Below are 20017 nucleotides of genomic sequence, written 5' to 3'. Positions count from 1 at the left end.
CTAATATATTGTTCATTAATAGAAATATATTCTTCCAAATCATTCAAAAATAGGCGAAAAATCGTGACACGTGTTGATCGCAAGAATGACAAAAGGTCTTCTTTTCTGACTAGAGGGATCGCACTATGACATTGGAATGCCTCGCGACACCACCTCTGACACCCCTGCCCGCCTGTGAAGATCGTGATTGGGCCAGACGCGCTATCGGTATCCTTCAGGGCGATGGTCGTCGCTCGGCGGACACGCATCTCGTCAAGCCTGTTTTTAAGGGGCTAAGAGGCATTTCGATCTATCTGAAAGACGAATCGACACACCCAACCGGCAGTCTCAAGCACCGTCTGGCGCGCTCGCTGTTTCTTTACGGCATCTGCAACGGCAAGATTGCGCAGGGAACGACGCTCGTAGAAGCCTCGTCGGGTTCGACGGCGGTCAGCGAAGCCTATTTTGCCCATCTTCTGGACTTGCCCTTCATTGCTGTCATGCCGCACTCGACCAGTCCGCAGAAGGTCGAAGCCATCGAACGTTTCGGCGGAAGGTGTCACTTTGTCGACAAGCCATCCGAAGTTTATACCGTTGCGGAACGACTGGCCGCCGAAGCGGGCGGGCATTATCTCGACCAGTTCACCTATGCCGAACGCGCAACCGACTGGCGTGGCAACAACAACATTGCCGACTCGATTTTCGAGCAAATGAAGAGTGAAGAACATCCGGAGCCGGAATGGGTGGTCATGAATGCGGGAACGGGCGGCACATCAGCCACGATTGGTCGTTTTATCCGCTACCGTAATCTGCGCACCCGCCTGTGTGTGGTGGATGTAGAGCATTCGGCTTTTCACGCGTCCTACATGACCGGTGATCGTAACGTCACCTGCCCAACACCATCACGTATTGAAGGCGTCGGACGCCCGAGAGTGGAGCCTTCTTTCATTCCCGGCGTCATCGATCACATGATCAAGATACCGGATGCAGCCTCAATCGCGGCAATGCATGTTCTGTCAGAGCGGCTGTTTCGACGCGTCGGCGGCTCAACGGGCACAAACTTTTTCGGGCTATGCTGGATTGCCGCCGCGATGATGAAGGAGGGCAAGGAAGGCTCGCTCGTTTCCTTGATCTGCGATAGCGGAGACCGCTACGCAGCCACTTACTACAACGCCGACTGGCTGGAAAAAAACGGCATCAACATCACCCCATACCGGGAGATGCTGGAAACCTTCATCGACAGCGGTGAATTCAAGGATCTGAGTGGCGCGGGACTAGCCTGAGACGCGCCAACTCCTCGGTAAGCCAATCCCGTCGAAGAGCCTGCCTTTCCTCAGACCCTTCGGCCATCCGCGCCGAAGACATGGGCATTGGCAAGATCGAAGGAGAGCGGCACGGTTTCACCCATCCGCAATGACTTCTGTCCCTCCAGCAAAACCGTGACCGGCTGACCATCTGCGGTATTGGTGTAAAGGACCGTCGAACCACCCAAGTGTTCGACCAACTGTATGTTGCCCTGACCGAGACTGGCGGATTGCGTCTGGGCCTGGATATGCTCTGGTCGAACACCCAAGGTTAGGGCCTCGCCATCCTTTGCGTCCAGCGGACGCTCCAGAACGATGTGCTGGCCCGCAATCTCGATTGTGCGACGCGACGTATCGGATACCACCAGCTTTGCGGCCAGAAAATTCATCTTCGGAGAGCCGATGAACCCGGCAACGAACTGGTTGGCCGGATGATTGTAGAGATCCAGCGGCCGCCCCACCTGCATGATGCGCCCTTCACGCAGGACAACGATCTTGTCAGCCATGGTCATAGCCTCCACCTGATCGTGCGTCACATAGATCATGGTGCTGCCAAGGGTTTGGTGAAGCTTGGCGATTTCAACGCGCATCTGCACGCGCAATTCCGCATCGAGGTTGGAAAGCGGTTCATCGAACAGGAATATCTTTGGTTCGCGCACGATGGCACGACCAATCGCAACACGCTGGCGTTGTCCGCCTGAGAGCGCTTTGGGCTTGCGTTGCAACAACGGGTTTATCTGCAGAATATCTGCCGCTTTTTTGACGCGGGCCTCAATCTCAGGCTTTTTATAGCCAGCCGTTTCCAGCCCGAAGGCAAGGTTTTTGTAGACACTCATATGCGGGTAAAGTGCATAGGACTGGAACACCATAGCGATGCCACGTTTGGAGGCGGCTGTTTCGTTGACCCGCTCTCCATCGATGCGCAAATCGCCCTCCGATATCTCTTCCAAACCTGCAATCATGCGCAAGAGCGTCGATTTTCCGCAGCCGGATGGACCGACGAAGACCGTGAACTCTCCCGGCTCTATCTGAAGATCGATACCGTGCACGACCGGAAACGCGCCGAAACGCTTGACGATTTTTTCTAGAGTAATGCTGCTTGCCATACCGTTCCTCCCGACAGACCTATGGTCGCCAGCTAATGTATTTCGGGTGGCCCTTCGTAATCGGCAGGGCTACGTCCGCATTGATATCGTTCGAGTGATAAATCGCGGCGACAAGCTCCAGCGAACCCCGCGCGTCCGAAGTTGTCACAGGCGGTTTTTCGCCCTTTTCCAACGTGTGATAAAAGGCTTCCATCTGTCCGTTGAAGCGGCGACCAACGGTTGGCATGTCACTCAGCAACGCGTCGATCTTGTTGCCAATCTCTTCATTGGCAGGGATGATGCGCCATGGTCCGTCGCCCGGCGAATAAGCCGCGTGATTGCTCTCGAACGTCACATTCTCAAAAGCCAACCGTAAACGGCTGATTTCTTCCTGAGAGCCCAGCGTCGCGGTCAACGAGACCAAAGCGCCGTTTTTCATCAGAAGGCTGGCCGAGACGCAATCCTCAACTTCGATTGAATTGACCCGCGTCGCTGCACGGGCAAAGACGCGGTCGATGGGGCCCATCAGATAGGTCATCATGTCATGAAGGTGGATGGCGTGGGTCATCAACACGCCGCCAAGTTCCGTCGCCCAGCGTCCACGCCATGGATTGTCATAATAGGCAGCATCCCGCTTCCACAACGTTTCCGCCGTAGCGACATAGGGCTTACCCGCCAGACCGCTCTCGATAATGCGACGCGCCTGCTGGACGCCGTCCCCATAACGATACTGATAGATCGGCATCAACATGCCCTTCGCCGTCTGCTCGGCAGAGACCACCTCGTCAAGTTCTGCAAGCGAGCCTGTCAGCGGCTTTTCGCACACGACGTGTTTTCCAGCAGCAAGTGCATGAAGGATGAGCTTGGTGTGGATGGCAGGCGGCGTGCAAATATCGATGATGTCGATATCGGGCATTTCCATCAACTCGTCAGATGATGTGATACGGCATGGCACACTGAACTCATCCGCAACAGCATTTAACCGCACCGCGTCGAGATCGCAGAGAACGGCGACCTCATATTTATCCGGGTGCATCGCATATCCCTCGGAGATGTGGGACCTGCCAATGCCGCAGCCGATGATGCCGACTTTGTATCGTTTAGTCATGCTGACGACCCTCCGCAATCTGCTGGGCTTTCAGAGCGATTTCCATGGCTGCAAAACAGCGTGCCTGCGGCATGGCCGTTTCGGTGCGGTTGCGAATGTCAGAAAGAAGCTGTGGCCCATAGCGCAGCGCCACGTCGGCACAATCGATATGCTGCACACCTTTTTTGTCAGTCAGGAACAGGTGATTGCCGCCATCCCTTCCCGCGATGTCGACATTTTTTCGAATCTCTATTGCACCTTCCGTACCGGTGATGAAAAGCCGCCCGTCACCCCAGCTCGGCAGACCATCCGGCGTGAACCAGTCGACTCGGATAAAGCCATCGGCATCCTTCGTGCAGAGATGAATATCGCCGCTGTCCTGCAAGCCTGGCAATTGCGGGTTCCCACGGTTCGAGACTTTGGCTGACAGGATATCTGCCTTGTCCGAATTTGTGAAAAACAGGAACTGCTCACACTGATGCGACGCAATATCGACCAGAATGCCGCCGTATCGGGCGCGCTCAAAAAACCAGTCCGGCCTGGTCGAAGCCCGCAGACGGTGCGGTCCGAAACCGGCCGTCGAAACGACCTTGCCAATTGCGCCCGCCGCAATCAGTTCGCCCGCCTTCACCGTAGCGCGATTTTCGAAATGCTCCGAGTAGAGCACCGAAAATATGCGTCCGGTTTCAGCCTGAACTTTTTTGACCTCTTCCAGCTGGGCAAACGTGACCATGCCTGGCTTATCAGTCATCACGTCCTTGCCGGCCCGCATGGCCTCGATGGCCAGCGGCGCACGCTCATCTGGAATGGCAGCGGTTATGATGAGGTCGATGGAAGGATCGTCCAGCAGCCGACGTTTATCGTCGATACGCTCAACGCCGGAAAACGCTTCGGCATATTCACTCGCCAAATCATCCTCGATGGCATGAAAGCCGACCAGCTCAGCGCCTGCATTCAACAGGCAGTTGGTCTGCCCAAAGATGTGATTGTGGTTGATACCGATTGTTGCAAATCGAACGGATTTCATTGTCCATGCCTTGGTGTTTCAGCGTTTCATGCCTGTTGTGGCGATGCCCTCGATGAGGAGGCGCTGGAAGAAAAGGAAAAAGAGAAAAACGGGAACAAGCGAGAGGTTGGACATGGCAAACAGGGCTGTCCAGTCCGAACTACCGGTGCTGTCCACGAAAGATCGAAGGCCCAGTTGCACGGTGTAGGTGTTGATATCATTGAGGTAGATCAGCGGCCCGAAGAAATCATCCCAAGTCCAGATGAAGGAAAAGATGGCAGCCGTCGCCAGCACCGGGGATGACAGCGGCAGCATGATCTTCCAGTAAATACGGAAGGGACTGCACCCATCCATTACCGCCGCCTCATCCAGCTCACGCGGAATGCCGCGGAAGAACTGCACCATCAGGAAGATGAAAAAGGCATCCGTGGCGAGATACTTCGGAACGATCAGAGGCAGAGACGTATTGACCCAGCCCATCTCTAGAAACAGGATATATTGCGGGATAAGCACCACATGATAGGGCAGCATCAGCGTACCCAGCATCAGTGCAAACCAGAAATTCCGTCCGCCAAAACGAAGCCGCGCGAAGGCAAATGCCGCGAGCGAACAACCGGCCACGTTGCCGATCGTGGCAAGCACCGCGATGAAGAACGAGTTCCAAAAGAACTTGCCGAACGACACCTGAAGGCCGGTCCAGCCGCGAATATATCCGCCCAGATCGAGTGCAGAGGGGATAAGAGACGATGAGCCGAACAGCTCATCCTGCGGGCGAAACGACCCCGATATCATCCACAGGATCGGATACATCATCGCGATGGAGGCTACGATCAGCACCAAGTGCAGTAGCGCAGATTTCCAAAGCGGGCGGTTGCCCCCCTGACCGGGGCGTAAAGAGGTAACGGCATCAGTCATCGTAATGTACCCAATAACGTGCGCTCAGAAACGAAAAGGCCGTGAAGAGCGAAATGATGATGACCAATATCCACGCCAGGGCCGAGGCATAGCCCATGCGGAAGAAACCGAAAGCTTCCTGATAGAGATAGAGCGTGTAAAACAGCGTCGAGTTGATCGGTCCGCCGGAGCCATCGGAAATGATGAAGGCAGGGGTGAACGCCTTGAAGGCATCGATTGTCTGGATCACGGCGTTGAAGAATATCACCGGCGTCAACAATGGCAGCGTGATGCGGAAGAACTGACGCGCCTTGCCTGCCCCATCCATATCGGCAGCCTCATACATATCCTGCGGAATCTGGCGAAGACCGGCAAGGAAGATGATCATCGGCGAGCCGAACTGCCATACAGACAGAATGACCAGCGTGTAGATGGAGTAATTGGGATTTGATATCCAGCTCGGCCCTTCGTAACCAAACAGTTGCCACAGCACCATGTTGACCAGACCGTCCGACGCAAAAAGCTGACGCCACAACACCGCAATGGCAACGCTCGAGCCCAGCAGCGACGGCAGATAAAAGACTGCTCGATACATCGTCAGCCCTTTGATGCCGCGATTGAACGCCATGGCAACCATGAGCGCGAACATCAGCTTTAACGGTACGGACAGAATGACATATGTGAACGTGACCCTCATAGCCGCCGCGAATTTCGGATCTGCCGTCGCGATGCGCACATAGTTGGATGCACCCACCCAGTCCGGCGATTGCAGCAGATCGTAATTCGTAAAGGACAGGTACAGCGAAGCCAGCGCTGGCCCGAGCGTCAGCCCGAAAAAGCCGATCAGCCAAGGCAGCAGGAAGACATAGGCGTGGACGTTGCGGTCAAAAACCTTACGCAGTCGGCCTTGCCTTGGGAGAGCCGCTGAGCGGCCCTCCCTGTGGGTCGTATCGGATTGGAACGTCATGGATGTTTACTTCCGCTTGATGACGGTTTCCGCTTCTTTGACGAGTTTTTCGCCGCCCTGTTCCGGCGTGATCTTGCCGAAAGCGACCTCTTCGGAGGTACGCTTGAGAACGAAGGCAAACTCCCCGGCACCCGGAGGTGGTGCTGGCGGCAACGGCCCAACTCCCGGCGTGACTTCAGCGATATATTCGACCATCGCCTTGCTGACATCGTTGAGCTTGGGGCTAAGCTGATCGCGCATGGAAGCGGATGCTGGAACCCCGCGCTCGACACCGAGGATATCCACACCTTCAGGGACTGCAACGAGGAAGTTAATGAAATCAACCGCCGCTGCGATACCCGCGCTGCCATTTGCCACACTCATCAGCATCGAAGGCTTCAGATAATGGCCGGATGGCGTGTCTTTGGACACTTTCGGATAGGACGTTATGGAGAGCTTCGCTTTATTGACAGCCTGATAACCGACGAACTGGTTGGAGTGTGCAAAGGCAGTTGCTGCCTTGCCGGTTGTCAATGGGTTGGTTTCGATGCTCAGCTGGTCAAGCGCCTGAATGTCGGCAGGTACGCAGGCACCGGCTGCACGCATATCGGCCCACATCGCGAACCATTGCGTTGCGTCCTTTGCGTCGTAACCAAGTGCCCCGTCTTCACTAAACAGAGACTTTTTGCTCTGTCTTAGCCAGTTTTCGAAGCTGGGCTCGACGCCGCTGGCGTCTGCTGTGGCGTAATAGCCGGGCTTTGGCTTGTTCTTGCCGAATTCAGCCGCACTCTTGGCAAATTCCTCCCAGGTTTGCCCAGCGGATGGTGGCTTTGCGCCGGTTTTTTCCCAGCCTGCCGCATCAAAGAAGACGGCGCTGGAATTTACGCCAAGGTTGATGCCGTAAAGCTTACCATCCACTCGACCAGAATCGATATTCGGAGCGCCGAAATCATCGATCTTCAAGCCCTTGCCCAGATATTCATCCAGCGGCGCAAGAGCCCCGCGTCGGGCGTATTCGAAAATATAGCGGTAATCCATCTGGATCAGGTCGGGCGCATTGCGACCGGCCACTTGTGTTGCAAGACGCGGCCAATAATCCGACCAGCCAGCAAACTCACCGGCTATGTCGAGGTCGGGCTTGACCTGTTTAAACGCCGCTATCGCCTTGTTCGTGCGATCGGCACGCTCTTGCGATCCCCACCAGAGCAAGCGAATACGCGCCGCCTGCGCAAATGCTGACCCTCCACCCACTGTTGCGAGCGAAAGTGCAGCTAGACCCGCGGTCAAAACCGCACGTCTTTGAAGCATCATGGACATTGGCAACTCCTCCCTAATTGACTGCCAAATTGAATGATGTTGGTAAACAGCGCTTGCCGTTTTATAACTATCTGGTTACATGGGAACACTGATCAACACCATTGTCAAGCGGCCAATAAAGATGGATGACACCAACAAAACCGTTTTCGAGAAAACGGGCGATCCGGCCGAAAAAAAGACGGTGGCAACCCGCAAAAAACCGGCGACCCAATCTCGAAATCCTGAGCGAACCCGTGCGGCTATTCTCGAAGCAGCCCGCCGCGAAGTCGCGGCCAAGGGCCTTGCCGGTGCGCGCATCGATGTTGTGGCGAGACGTGCTGGCACCAACAAGCGAATGATTTATCACTACTTCGGCGATAAGGATGCGCTCTATCTGGCCGTGCTGGAAGATGCCTATCAACACATCCGCAACGCGGAGCATCGGTTGGATTTAACCCGCAAACCGCCCGTGGAAGGATTGCGGGAACTTGCCCTGTTTACCTGGCATTATTTTCTCGATCACCCGGAGTTTCTCAGCATTCTGGCGACGGAAAATATCAATCAAGCCAGATACTTGCGCCAATCAACAAGCATTCCGGAGATGCATTCCAACTTTATTTCGGAATTAAAGGACGTATTGCTGCGTGGCGAGAAAACGGGGGATTTTCGTTCCGGACTGGACCCCGTCGATGTCTATCTAACCATCGCCTCGCTCGGATTTTTTTATCTGTCCAACCGCTTTACGCTTTCCACGATCTTCCAGCGCGATCTCGTAGCGCCCGCTGAACTGGAGCGTTGGGGCCAGCACATCGTCAACACGGTTATTGCTGCACTGCGGCCATTTTGAATGCCTGCGCCAAATTATCCAACAAGAACAATTGCCCGCATCTTCGCAGATGCGAAAGCCCTCATGATCGCGACACAGGATGCGTCGATAAAGCTGATGGACACATGAACTCCATCGCGATTTTTCACATCAAAAACGTCTTGACAGAAACGGCGTTTCACGGCCACAAATAACTAAATGGTTACAAAATAGAAACCAGGAGATCGTGCCTTGACGGGAGTGAGGCGCTTTGGGAGGAAATTTCATGCAACGTATCGGCGTCATCATGCACGGCATTACCGGCCGTATGGGATATAATCAGCATCTCGTTCGCTCCGTTCTGGCGATCCGCGATCAGGGTGGCGTGAGCCTCAAAAGCGGCGAGAAGGTCATGCTTGATCCGATTCTGGTGGGCCGCAACGGAGAGAAAATCGAAGCGATTGCCAAAAAGCACAATGTCGCCCGCTGGACGACGGACATCGATGCGGCGCTTGCCAACCCTGACGATACGCTGTTTTTCGACGCTGGCACGACCCAAATGCGTGGCAGCCTGCTGACCAAGGCAATCAAGGCCGGCAAGAACGTATACTGCGAAAAGCCCATTTCCGATAATATGGAAGAGGCAATCGCCGTTGCAAAGCTGGCCGAAAATGCTGGCATCAAACACGGCGTGGTGCAGGACAAGCTTTTCCTCCCCGGCCTTCGCAAGCTTGCCATGCTGCGCGACAGCGGCTTCTTCGGCAAAATTCTTTCCGTAAGAGGCGAGTTCGGCTATTGGGTTTTCGAAGGCGACTGGCAACCAGCCCAGCGCCCCTCCTGGAACTATCGCAACAAGGACGGCGGCGGCATCATTCTCGATATGCTGTGCCATTGGCGTTACGTGCTGGACAACCTGTTCGGCGAGGTCAAAGCCGTCAGCTGCATTGGCGCAACCCATATTCCCCAGCGTTTCGATGAACAGGGCAACGCTTACGTCGCCGACGCGGATGATGCCGCCTATGCGACATTCCAACTCGAAGGCGGCGTCATTGCCCACATCAATTCTTCTTGGGCTGTGCGCGTACGTCGCGATGATCTCGTAACATTTCAGGTGGATGGCACCCATGGATCTGCCGTTGCTGGCCTGACGAAGTGCTTCACGCAGCATCGTACCAACACGCCAAAACCAGTCTGGAACCCGGACCAGCCGCAAACCATCGATTTCTACAAAACCTGGCAGGAAGTGCCAGATAACGTGGTTTACGACAACGGCTTCAAGGCGCAGTGGGAGATGTTTGTGCGGCATCTGGTCGACAACGACCCGTGGCCTTATGGGCTGATGGAAGGCGTCAAGGGTGTGCAGCTTGCCGAACTCGGTCTGAGATCCTGGAAGGAGCGCCGCTGGCTCGACGTTCCCGCCATAGCTTGAGGAGGCTCAAATGACCCAACTCAACCTGCCCAGAGAAGATCGCTCGATTGAGCTTTACACGCTCAGCGGAACACCGATTGCTTTGGAAAAACGCAGTGCTGCTGATTTCAATCGCATTGCCTTTGCCGCAGCCCATGTGGTGGCCGATCCGTTTGCAGATAATGACCCGTGGCTGACACCAGCCATTGACTGGGACGCCACGCTTCGCTTCCGGCATCGGTTGTGGGATCTGGGTTTGGGCGTCGCAGAAGCGATGGACACGGCTCAACGCGGCATGGGGCTAGCATGGCCGCAGGCGCAGGAATTGATCTCCAGAGCCTTGAAGGAAGCCGCAACACGACAAGATGCGCTGATCGCTTGCGGCGTGGGGACCGATCACCTGACCGGCACCGGTTATAGCCTCGATCAGATTGTCGATGCCTACCAAGAGCAGCTGGATTTCGTGCAGGGCGAAGGCGGGCGCGTGATCCTAATGGCGAGCCGAGCATTGGCCGCCAGTGCGAAATCGCCCGATGATTATCTGGAAACCTACGCCCGCGTGCTTGCGCAGGCCAAGGAGAAAGTCGTCATTCACTGGCTCGGCGAAATGTTCGATCCCGCGCTCGAAGGCTATTGGGGTGCCAGTGACCATATGGCGGCCATGGACACCTGCCTTGATATGCTCAAAGCCAATGCCGACAAGATCGACGGTATCAAGATTTCTCTCCTGTCCAAGGAAAAGGAAATCACGATGCGCCGCCGCCTTCCGGCAGGGGTTCGCATGTATACGGGCGATGACTTCAATTATGCGGAACTGATCGCGGGTGATGAACACGGACATTCCGATGCCCTGCTCGGCATTTTCGACGCAATTGCTCCGGCAGCGTCCAAGGCTTTGGCAAGTTTGAAAAGCGGGGCGAACAACGAATTCTTCGATATTCTCGAACCGACCGTGGCCCTATCGCGCCACATCTTCAAAGCCCCTACCCGATTCTACAAAACCGGCGTCGTGTTTCTGGCCTATCTCAACGGGTTGCAGGAGCATTTCACCATGATCGGTGGGCAGGAAAGCACGCGCTCCACTTTGCATCTTGCCGAGCTTTTCCGACTGGCGGACAAGGCAAATGTGCTTGCTGACCCGGATGATGCCGCGCGGCGCATGAAGGCGATTCTCTCGGTCAGAGGTGTGCATTGAGATGGCTGAGGCTCCTCTATTAAAGGTCAAGGATGCCTCGATTTTCGAGCGTCGCTTCACAATGCGGATGCCGTTCCGTTTCGGGGCGGCAACAGTGACCGAAGCCGCGCAGATTTTCCTATCACTCGACGTCGAGGATGCACAGGGACGGATCGCCACTGGCTATTCCGCAGAGCTGATGGTGCCGAAATGGTTCGACAAGAACCCTGCGCTCAGCAATGCTGACAATGAACAGCAGCTACGCCGCTCTGTGCATTTGGCAGTGGCACTTTCGAAAGAAGCGCCGGCTTCCACAGCCTTTGGGCTGCACGCAGGGCTCGAACCACAACACCATGCCCAGGCAGCATCAGAAGGCCTCAATGGGCTAATCGCATCCTTCGGCCTCGCACTTGTGGACCGCGCCAGTCTGGATGCGCTTTGCAGGCTGCATGCTCTGCCTCTGGTGGATGTTATCAGATCCAATCTGCCAGCCATCGACCTATCGACCACACCCGATCTCGATGGTTTCGACGTTGCCGGTTTTCTAAAACAGGTGATACCACACAAGACGCTCTATCTGCGCCACACCGTCGGTTACATCGATCCGCTGACCCCGCAAGAGATAAACGGACCTCGTCGCGATGATGGCCTGCCCGAGTGCCTGAGAGAAGAGATCGAGACCTACGGCATTCAGTATTTCAAACTGAAAGTCTCCGGTAGGCCGCAGGAAGATACGGAGCGATTGAAGGATATCGCCGCTGTCCTCGATCGATTGCCGGGTTACAAAGCCACACTGGATGGCAACGAGCAATTTGCTGATGAAGCCGCCGTCATCGATCTGATGGACCGCATCGAGAAAGAGCCCGCGCTCGCAAGGCTGCGGCAATCGCTGCTTTTTGTGGAGCAGCCGATCATTCGTACAATGGCGCTATCCCAGCCGGTCAAGACGCTGGCTAAGCGGGTGGCGCTGGAAATCGATGAGTCCGACGGCACCAAGGATGCGTTTCTAGAGGCGCGCGAACAGGGCTATCTCGGCGTCTCCTCCAAATCCTGCAAAGGGTTTTATCGCTCGTTTCTCAACAAGATGCGGGTGGAGAAATGGAATGCGGAAACGGGTGGCGGCTATTTCATGTCGGCCGAAGATTTGACGACGCAGGCGGGCATTGCCGTGCAGCAGGATCTGGCACTGGCATCGCTTCTCAACCTCGGACACATCGAGCGCAACGGGCACCATTATGTCGATGGAATGCAGGGCGCATCGGCCTCGGAGGATGCCGCGTGGCTTTCCGCCCATGGCGATCTCTACCGCGATCACCAAGGGCGTGCGCGTTTAACTATGCAGAACGGCCAGCTTTCGCTCGATACAATTCTGGCAGCCAAGGGCCTTGGCGCCGCGCAAGCCGCTGCTCAGGCAACATTTCAGACCCTTCAAGAAAAGGAGAATGCCGCATGAGCCTTGAAGGTCTTTCCATCAATTTCGCCACTATCAAACAGGGCGGATCATTCGGCACGCTGGTGGATGCCTGCCTCGCACAGGGCATCACCACCATCTCCCCCTGGCGAGACCAGGTACATGGCGTAGGTCTGGAAGAAGCGGCGCGCATCGTGGCACAAAATGGCATTCGCCTCAGCGGACATTGTCGTGGTGGATTTTTTCCCGCACCAGACGCGGAAGGACGCCGCAACGCCATCGAGGACAACAAGCGCGCAGTGGATGAGGCCCAAGCCTTGAATGCCGATTGCCTTGTGCTGGTGGTCGGTGGCTTGCCAGCCGGATCAAAAGACATCAAAGGCGCGCGGCAGATGGTGGAAGACGGCATGGCAGAGCTTCTGCCCTATGCCAGACAGGCTGGCATTCCACTCGCCATAGAACCACTGCATCCGTTCTATGCAGCAGATCGCGCCTGCTTCAACACGCTGAAGCAATCGCTCGACCTGTGCGATAAATTGGGTGAAGGCACCGGCGTTGCGATCGATGTCTATCACGTATGGTGGGACCCGGAGCTGGAAGAGCAGGTTGCCCGGGCCGGTCGCAATGGCCAGATATTTGCTCATCACATCTGCGACTGGCTGGTGCCGACGACGGACCCCCTCAATGATCGCGGCATGATGGGCGACGGCGTCATCGATCTCAGGGGCTTCCGCCGGATGATCGAACAAGCTGGCTTTTTCGGCCCCCAAGAGGTGGAGATATTCTCCTACAATTGGAATGCGCGGCCTATCGATGAGGTGCTGTCGACAGTAGTCGAACGCTTCCAGACTGTTTGTCAGCCATAAATTAAGCTTCCACCGGACAACATTAAAAAGGGCGCGTAAACTACGCGCCCTTTGTTTTGCTTCATCGCTCTGAAGCGATCACCGCTCCTTGGTCACAACTTCGAAACGCGAATACCAGGGGCTTACGATCATGCCTTTGACATCGCTGCGATAAGCCGCCGTATCGACCACTTCCGAGAATGGCTGGATCGAAATGACCAGCTCATCCATATAGGCTTGAATGTCTGCGTAAGCCTTGGCCTGCTTGGCAGTGTCGCGCTCTACCAGCGCCTGCTCGATCATGGTGTTGAGCTTTTCATCGAAAAAGCTCGTGCGCCAGCCCTGATAATTGGTGAGCTTTGCCTCGTCGGCATTGTTCGGATTATAGACCATGGCGCGTAGATTGTTGTCCGGGTGCGGCTGCTGACCACCGCCGCCACGACCAACGAGCAACTCGAACTTGCGCTCGCGCATTGCGCCGTAAATTTGGTCGCCGGAACCACTGATGAGTTCAGCCTGAATGCCAGCTTGGCCCAGCGTGTTCTGGATCGCGGTCGCGGCCTTCATGAAGGGATCTTCGGAGAGCACGCGCAGAGTCGTTTTGAAGCCATTGGGATATCCGGCCTCGGCGAGCAATGCCTTAGCTTTCGGTACATCGAGCTTGAAACCTTCATCCGGCAGAGCGCCCAGAACACCGGTGCTGATCGGACGCTGGTGAAGCTTGCCGTAATAGGGCATCACGGCCTTATCCAAACCTTCGTAATCGATGAGATAGCGGAGCGCCTCGCGGACCTTTTTATTGGCGAAACGCTCGTCTTTCATCGAAACGCCCAGATAATAAAAGCCCGAACCAGGTGTGGATTCTATCGCGATGTCTTTGTCCGCCTCAAGCGACCTCAAATCGGGTGCCTGCAAGGAATAGGCGACATCGATGTCACCCTTTTCGAGCATGAGGCGCTGCGACTGCGACTCCGGCAGATGGCGCATCAAAACCCGTTTCATCGCAGGCTTTTCGCCCCAGTAATCGTCGTTACGGGTTAGAATGATGAATTCGTTTGATTTCCATTTCCCCAGTTTGAAGGGGCCGGAGCCTGCAGAATTCAATGTCAGCCAACCAGCGCCGAGATCTCCGTCTTTTTCGTGTTCCAGCACGGCTTTGCTGTCAATGATGGAACCCGGTCCGTTTTGACCAAGGATCATCAGCAACAGGTTCGGGTCATCAGGCTTCGGCAGGTTGAGAACGAATGTGTACTCGTCCTTGGCAACGAACAGCTTGTCCGCATCCTCGACCTTGTAACCGCGGGTCTTGAGGAAAGACGATTGTGCGAGATTGCGCGACAGGACGCGTTTCAGGCTCCAGACGACATCATTGGCCGTTACGGGATTGCCGGACGCGAATTTTGCGTCCTTGCGCAGATGAAACGTGATGGAGTTGCGGTCTTCGGCAATCTCCCAACGCTCGGCAATACGTGGCTGAATGCTGCGGTCTTTCTCCGACAGGATGACCAGCGTGTCATAGACATTGTTCAGAACCTGAACGGTCTCGCGACCCGTGATCGCGGCAGGGTCGAGCGTCAGAATGTTGCTCATGGTCGTTGCGACGACCAGCTGATCCTTCGGCGTTTCGGCCAGAGACGTCAGCGGCATGGCACCAATCAATAAGGCACCGAGCGCTACTGTTGTAAAAAACTGTCTCATGTTTCCTCCCAATGAGCCGTGTTTCATGACGGCGTTCAAATTTCGATCAGGCCACACTCCTCTGCGGCGATGCTGATCAGCACAAAACGGCGCGAACGGGTGCAACGAGCGCCCGCCCTATTCTTGCGGTTGTCTCGGCGTCGAGATGAACGCCATCGACCGATGACGCGCGCGCAACGGTACCCGCATCGAAAAATGCGCAGGTGGTTTCACCGGCAAGCTTCTCGTAAAGCGGTGCCAAGCGTTCGGATTCGGCAATTCTACGACCCGCCGCTGGCGCACCGGCGGGCCCTGCAACACATGGCGGCGGCGCAACGATAAGCACTTTCGGCAGCGCTGAGCGCGGCTTGTAGGGAAAAGTCTCCACGATCTGCGCCAAGCGTCGCATGCCTGATACTGCCGTTTCAGCTTGTCCACCGTGAACGGGCTTCAGATCGTTCGTCCCCAGCATGATGATGACCAGATCGAGCGGCATGTGGCTGGCTAACGCAACTTCCAAAGCTTTTGCACCGTTGCGGCAGGCCGGGCCAGCATGGTCGTCATAACACGTGGTGCGCCCGCCCAAGCCTTCCGCCAGAACCTTCGCCTCACCTGCAAGCTCGGCTTCCAGCACCTCCGGCCACCGATATTGCGGCGGATGGCGCAGTCCGGTCGTCGGGTCTGCGCCCCATGTCAGGCTATCGCCAAATGCAAGTATGGTTTTCATCTCAACTTACCTTACGCGGTTGTTCTCGATGAAGTTGAAGTCTATGTCCTCACCAAGACCGGGGCGATCCGGAACATGCACAAAGCCATCCTTATCCATCGGGTCGGACAGTGACTTCAAATAATCGAAGCCGACATCATACTCTAGGAAGGGGTGCAGCAAGCCGCGCTCATACCAGCGGCAGTTTTTCGTCGCTGCAACCACATGCAGGTTCATGGCCGTATTGCCGTGGACCTCGCACTCCACGCCAAAGGCTTCGGCCAAATGCATGGTCTTCAAAGCGGGCGTGATGCCGCCGACATCGTTGACGCCGGTTCTGAGAATATCGCAGGCACCCGCCTTCAGCCACTCAGCGCGGTGCCAGTGCTTACCAGCAGCGCTTTCCGGACCAACAACGGGAATGTCGAGATTATCGGCCAACCATTTGTAGGATGACATGGACTGCTCATCCATCGGCTCCTCGATCCAGTCGAAATCGAGCTTTTCAAGACCGCGACCCAAGGCCAGCGCATCCGTGCGGGAATACCAGTGGAAGGCATCGATCATGAGGCTGATATCCGGACCGACCGCTTCGCGAACGGCGGCGCAGGCCTTCAAGTCCATCTTCACATCAGGAGCCCAACTGACAGGTGGCATCCAGGTGTGCAGCTTGATGCCCTTATAGCCGCGCTTGACCAGCGTCTCAGCGAAACGACCATAGTCTTCCGGCGTCGCGAGACCGCCCTCAAGCTCATCGCCGCACATGATCGAGCCATAGGCCAGCACCTTGTCGCGATAACCACCAATCAACTTGTATACAGGTTGGTTGAGCGAACGACCCGCCAGATCCCACAATGCACAGTCAACGACTGCCAGGGTTCTGTCGGTCAACTGGGCGGCAGAGCCGCGCTGCCAGTGAGCAAGGTCCTGCCACAGCCGTTCACGGTCGCGATGATCCTCGCCGATCAGCACCTTTTTGACGAACTTCTCGATCACATGGGGCCGGACGATCTCAGGTGCCGTAAAGGAATGCCCTTCCTTACCGTCCTCGGTGCGGACCGTCAGCATCGCCTGCTCGACCTGATGCGCAGGACCAGGATGAGCATGGCCGGCGCTATCGGAATGTCGGCGCGTTGTTGTCTTAAAGACCCGCACTTCGATGTCGGTAATAATCATCTGTCCTCCCAATGCAGCCCGGCGGCCAACGGCAATCCATAACACCCCTTATTAGACAGATATTCAAATAATTGTCAAACATGTATGACATGTTGTTTTTTTGATGTTGCGCTGTTCTGGTGTGATGGCGGGTCGGCAGTAATCGATGCCGGCAAAGCGAAATGATCCACTTTGTCGGTTTTGCATTCGGCTATAATCGTCTAAGAGGTTCAGGCCTCTCCGCCCATCGTCTGCCCATATTCAGAGTTTCCAATGCCTCCTCAGTCCGTAGGTTATCTTTACGCGTTAGCGGCCTTCACTATTTTCGCCGTTCAGGATGGCATCTCGAAACATCTCGGTTCGGCATATCCGCCGATATTCGTGACCATGTTGCGGTATTGGGCCTTTGCCGTTTTCGTGATCATTCTCGCGTTGAGATCGAACGGTGGCATCCGGCAGGCGGTGTCAACAAACCGGTTCTGGCTACAGGCAAGCCGCGGTGTCATTCTCGCCGTCCAGATCGTGCTTTCCATCATATCGTTTTCGACTGTCGGGCTGGCTCACACCCATTCCATTCTCGCGTCCACACCGCTGATCGTCGCGGCTTTATCCGTTCCGCTTTTAAACGAGCAAGTGGGTTGGAAGCGTTGGTCGGCCATTCTCGTTGGCTTTCTCGGTGTCCTCGTCATCCTCAAGCCTGATGAAAACGGCTTCGACCCGATACTCATCGTCACATTTGCCGCAGCCTTCCTGCTCGGCCTCTATGGCGTGCTGACACGGCTCGCCAGCCGCACGGACAAGGCGATGACAAGCTTCTTCTATACCGGTGTTCCCGGCGCTTTCGCCTTGACGCTGGTCGGGCCGTTTTATTGGGTGAACATGCTGCCTTATGACTGGGGCTGGATGCTGGCGCTGTGCATAACCGGCATGAGCGGCCACTATATGCTCATCCGCGCCTTCGAATTTGCCGATGCGGCTTCGGTTCAGCCGTTCTCCTACTACCAACTCGTGCTGGTCTCCATTGTTGGCGTCAGCCTTTACGGAGAAGTATTGAGCCCGCACATGGTCGGCGGGGCAGCAATCGTTATCGCGGCAGGTTTGTTCACCATCTGGCGGGAGCAAATGGCAGCCCGAAGAAAACGTCTGGAGCGGCTATAATACCGCTTCAGGCTGGGTGGGTGACAAACCCTTTGTCGAGGCCTCACACCGCAACAGCATGCCGTAGAGATCGCGCGGCTCGTCGGGGTCGGCCAGCAAATCCAGTTCCTCATAGAGGCCCGTTTGGGCAAGCTTCGATCTGACATAGCGAAGCGCAGAAAAGTCTTCGGTGGCAAAGCCAACACTGTCGAACAGCGTAATCTGCCGATCCGTTTTTCGCCCAACCGTGCTGCCCGCAATGACTTGCCAAAGCTGGGTCACGGGATGATCCTGTGGCAATTGCTGAATTTCGCCTTCGATACGGGTCTGTGGCGGGTACTCAACGAAAATATCGGAGCGGAGCAGAATGTCCCTATGCAGTTCGGTTTTCCCCGGACAATCTCCGCCCACCGCGTTGATGTGAATCCCGGGACCAACCATGTTGTCTGTAAGGATGGTGGCGTATTGTTTATCTGCGGTAACGGTCGTGATGATATCGGCACCTTCAACCGCCTCTTCCGCGCTTTTGCAGATCGTTATTGAAAAGCCCTGTCCCTTCAAATTTCTTTGGCATTTGAGGCTAGCGGCAGGATCGATGTCATAAAGCCGGAGTTGATCGACTCCCAGAATTGCCTTGAAGGCACGGGCCTGAAATTCGCTCTGCGCACCGTTACCGATGATGGCCATCGAGCGCGCATCCTTGCGGGCGAGATATTTCGCCGCAACAGCAGAGGTCGCCGCCGTCCTCAATGCCGTCAGGATCGTCATTTCCGTCAGCAACATAGGGTAGCCATTGCCAACATCTGAGAGAACACCGAAGGCGGTCACTGTCTGCCTGCCCTGCCTCGTGTTTCTCGGATGTCCGTTGACATATTTGAAGCCATAGAGCTTCCCATCACTTGTAGGCATCAATTCTATAACGCCTTCTTCCGAGTGAGACGCGATGCGCGACCTCTTGTCGAACGCGTCCCAGCGACGGAAATCCTCTTCGATAGTATCGGCGAGTTCACGAAGAAACGTGTCCATGCCGACCGTCAAAATTAGCTTCATCATGTTATCGACGCTGATGAACGGGACGATGTTGAGATTGGGTGTTGCTGCCATGATCCTGCCCCCCCCCTCAACCTGCTCTCGTCGGGCGGTCCATGACGCGCTTGCCCATCAGGCTTGCGGTCAGGTCCACCATCAAGCGCGCCGTTCGCCCACGCTCATCGAGAAATGGATTGAGTTCCACGAGATCGAGGCTGGACACCAACCCGCTGTCGCACAGCATTTCCATGACGAGATGCGCTTCCCGGAACGTCGCACCGCCCGGCACGGTGGTGCCGACGGCGGGAGCGATGGAAGGATCGAGAAAATCCACGTCCAGACTGACATGCAGGAGACCATTCGCGGCAGTGACACGCTCTATGAACGCACGCAGAAGCACGGCAACACCGTGTTCATCAATCATTCGCATGTCATGAATAGTGACGCCGGTTTCCTCCAGCGCTGCACTTTCGGCGGGATCAACACTACGGATGCCGATCATGCAGATATGGGATGGATGGACAGGATGGGGAACCGGCGGGAAGTAGCCTTCAAAGCCTTCACGTCCACTATAATAAGCCACCGGCGTACCGTGTAGATTGCCGCTGCGCGTGGTTTCCAACGTGTGATAATCCGTATGTGCGTCCAGCCACAACACGAACAATGGTCGGTCAAGCTCTGCCGCTCTGCGCGCCACACCCGTCACACTTCCTGCTGAAATGGCGTGATCTCCACCAAGAAAGATCGGCATCGCATTTTCGCTTTCGCGATAGGCAATCTCGGCCAATGCTTCGGTCCAGGCAACTGTCTCGGATAAATGGTGAACTGCGCCGTTGGGATGGTTAAAATCGCGAAACGGAGCAGGCGTTACATTGCCAACGTCGACAACAGAATGTCCGAGGTCTTCAAGCGAGGTCTTCAGCCCCGCAATGCGCAAAGCACTCGGCCCCATCTCGCACCCCAATTGCCCGGCACCAATCTGTAACGGCACCCCAATCAGCCTGCATTCCATGTTTTTCTCCCCTTCGATCCAACGGGTAAATTGAAGCAAAAGGTTGCGGCAGATTGAACGA

18 protein-coding genes are annotated in these 20017 nt (G+C 55.8%); 7 read left to right on the top strand and 11 right to left on the bottom strand.

Translation table 11 applies throughout. The annotated features are described in order from the left end of the window. The first annotated feature begins 125 nt into the window (after window positions 1-125). Window positions 126-1262 (top strand): PLP-dependent cysteine synthase family protein, encoded by a 1137-nt coding sequence (locus DSM25558_RS18280; RefSeq protein ID WP_077106112.1) that lies wholly within the window; start codon window positions 126-128, stop codon window positions 1260-1262. Between the two features lie 50 nt (window positions 1263-1312). Here DSM25558_RS18280 and DSM25558_RS18275 read toward each other — a convergent pair whose 3' ends face one another. From DSM25558_RS18275 to DSM25558_RS18250, 6 genes are read right to left on the bottom strand one after another with little or no spacing between them, the layout of a single operon-like run. Next, window positions 1313-2389: an ABC transporter ATP-binding protein gene (locus DSM25558_RS18275; RefSeq protein ID WP_077106111.1), complete on the bottom strand. Its 1077-nt coding sequence runs from the start codon at window positions 2387-2389 to the stop codon at window positions 1313-1315. 19 nt (window positions 2390-2408) lie between these two features. Next, on the bottom strand, window positions 2409-3476 hold the full coding sequence (locus DSM25558_RS18270) for a Gfo/Idh/MocA family protein (protein WP_077106110.1): 1068 nt from the start codon (window positions 3474-3476) through the stop codon (window positions 2409-2411). After that, a complete protein-coding gene (locus DSM25558_RS18265; protein ID WP_077106109.1) occupies window positions 3469-4482 on the bottom strand; it encodes a Gfo/Idh/MocA family protein in 1014 nt (337 codons plus the stop codon). The genes DSM25558_RS18270 and DSM25558_RS18265 overlap by 8 nt, the downstream gene beginning before the upstream one ends. A gap of 18 nt (window positions 4483-4500) precedes the next feature. Then, window positions 4501-5376: a carbohydrate ABC transporter permease gene (locus DSM25558_RS18260; RefSeq protein WP_077106108.1), complete on the bottom strand. Its 876-nt coding sequence runs from the start codon at window positions 5374-5376 to the stop codon at window positions 4501-4503. Further along, window positions 5369-6322 carry a carbohydrate ABC transporter permease gene (locus tag DSM25558_RS18255; protein ID WP_077106107.1) on the bottom strand — a complete coding sequence of 318 codons (954 nt, stop codon included), beginning with the start codon at window positions 6320-6322 and terminating at the stop codon, window positions 5369-5371. Before DSM25558_RS18255 ends, DSM25558_RS18260 begins: the two co-directional genes overlap by 8 nt. Before the next feature lie 6 nt (window positions 6323-6328). Then, window positions 6329-7618 (bottom strand): ABC transporter substrate-binding protein, encoded by a 1290-nt coding sequence (locus DSM25558_RS18250; RefSeq protein ID WP_077106106.1) that lies wholly within the window; start codon window positions 7616-7618, stop codon window positions 6329-6331. A gap of 121 nt (window positions 7619-7739) precedes the next feature. Here DSM25558_RS18250 and DSM25558_RS18245 point away from each other — a divergent pair, with 121 nt between their 5' ends. The 5 genes from DSM25558_RS18245 (at window position 7740) to DSM25558_RS18225 (ending at window position 13261) form a co-directional block, all read left to right on the top strand. Next, window positions 7740-8444: a TetR/AcrR family transcriptional regulator gene (locus tag DSM25558_RS18245; protein WP_077106105.1), complete on the top strand. Its 705-nt coding sequence runs from the start codon at window positions 7740-7742 to the stop codon at window positions 8442-8444. Window positions 8445-8688: 244 nt separating this feature from the next. After that, on the top strand, window positions 8689-9831 hold the full coding sequence (locus tag DSM25558_RS18240; protein WP_077106104.1) for a Gfo/Idh/MocA family protein: 1143 nt from the start codon (window positions 8689-8691) through the stop codon (window positions 9829-9831). A 10-nt stretch (window positions 9832-9841) separates the two neighbouring features. Continuing rightward, on the top strand, window positions 9842-11005 hold the full coding sequence (locus DSM25558_RS18235) for a dihydrodipicolinate synthase family protein (protein ID WP_077106103.1): 1164 nt from the start codon (window positions 9842-9844) through the stop codon (window positions 11003-11005). Window position 11006: 1 nt separating this feature from the next. After that, on the top strand, window positions 11007-12437 hold the full coding sequence (locus DSM25558_RS18230) for an enolase-like domain-containing protein (RefSeq protein ID WP_077106102.1): 1431 nt from the start codon (window positions 11007-11009) through the stop codon (window positions 12435-12437). Next, on the top strand, window positions 12434-13261 hold the full coding sequence (locus tag DSM25558_RS18225; RefSeq protein ID WP_077106101.1) for a sugar phosphate isomerase/epimerase family protein: 828 nt from the start codon (window positions 12434-12436) through the stop codon (window positions 13259-13261). The genes DSM25558_RS18230 and DSM25558_RS18225 overlap by 4 nt, the downstream gene beginning before the upstream one ends. Window positions 13262-13339: 78 nt before the next feature. On the opposite strand, the gene DSM25558_RS18220 is transcribed toward DSM25558_RS18225, so the two are convergent. From DSM25558_RS18220 to DSM25558_RS18210, 3 genes are all read right to left on the bottom strand, one after another. Then, window positions 13340-14938: an ABC transporter substrate-binding protein gene (locus tag DSM25558_RS18220; protein WP_077106100.1), complete on the bottom strand. Its 1599-nt coding sequence runs from the start codon at window positions 14936-14938 to the stop codon at window positions 13340-13342. 76 nt (window positions 14939-15014) lie between these two features. Then, entirely contained in the window at window positions 15015-15644 is a 630-nt protein-coding gene (locus DSM25558_RS18215; RefSeq protein WP_077106099.1) for an SGNH/GDSL hydrolase family protein, read from the bottom strand. 6 nt (window positions 15645-15650) lie between these two features. Then, the gene (locus tag DSM25558_RS18210; RefSeq protein ID WP_077106098.1) at window positions 15651-16799 is read right to left on the bottom strand and encodes a mandelate racemase family protein; all 1149 of its coding nucleotides are present in this window, start codon (window positions 16797-16799) and stop codon (window positions 15651-15653) included. Window positions 16800-17051: 252 nt separating this feature from the next. Here DSM25558_RS18210 and DSM25558_RS18205 point away from each other — a divergent pair, with 252 nt between their 5' ends. Next, the gene (locus DSM25558_RS18205) at window positions 17052-17936 is read left to right on the top strand and encodes a DMT family transporter (protein WP_077106097.1); all 885 of its coding nucleotides are present in this window, start codon (window positions 17052-17054) and stop codon (window positions 17934-17936) included. Here the strand turns inward: DSM25558_RS18205 and DSM25558_RS18200 are convergent. Together DSM25558_RS18200 and rocF are read right to left on the bottom strand one after the other, a co-directional pair. Continuing rightward, window positions 17931-19019 (bottom strand): ornithine cyclodeaminase, encoded by a 1089-nt coding sequence (locus DSM25558_RS18200; RefSeq protein WP_077106096.1) that lies wholly within the window; start codon window positions 19017-19019, stop codon window positions 17931-17933. The two genes, DSM25558_RS18205 and DSM25558_RS18200, sit on opposite strands and share 6 nt — an antisense overlap. 16 nt (window positions 19020-19035) lie before the next feature. After that, a complete protein-coding gene (rocF, locus tag DSM25558_RS18195) occupies window positions 19036-19956 on the bottom strand; it encodes an arginase (RefSeq protein WP_077106095.1) in 921 nt (306 codons plus the stop codon). Window positions 19957-20017: the final 61 nt, after the last annotated feature.

It is taken from the genome of Agrobacterium sp. DSM 25558 (assembly GCF_900100825.1).
Classification (GTDB): Bacteria; Pseudomonadota; Alphaproteobacteria; order Rhizobiales; family Rhizobiaceae; genus Agrobacterium.
This window is presented reverse-complemented; position numbering and strand designations above follow the sequence as displayed.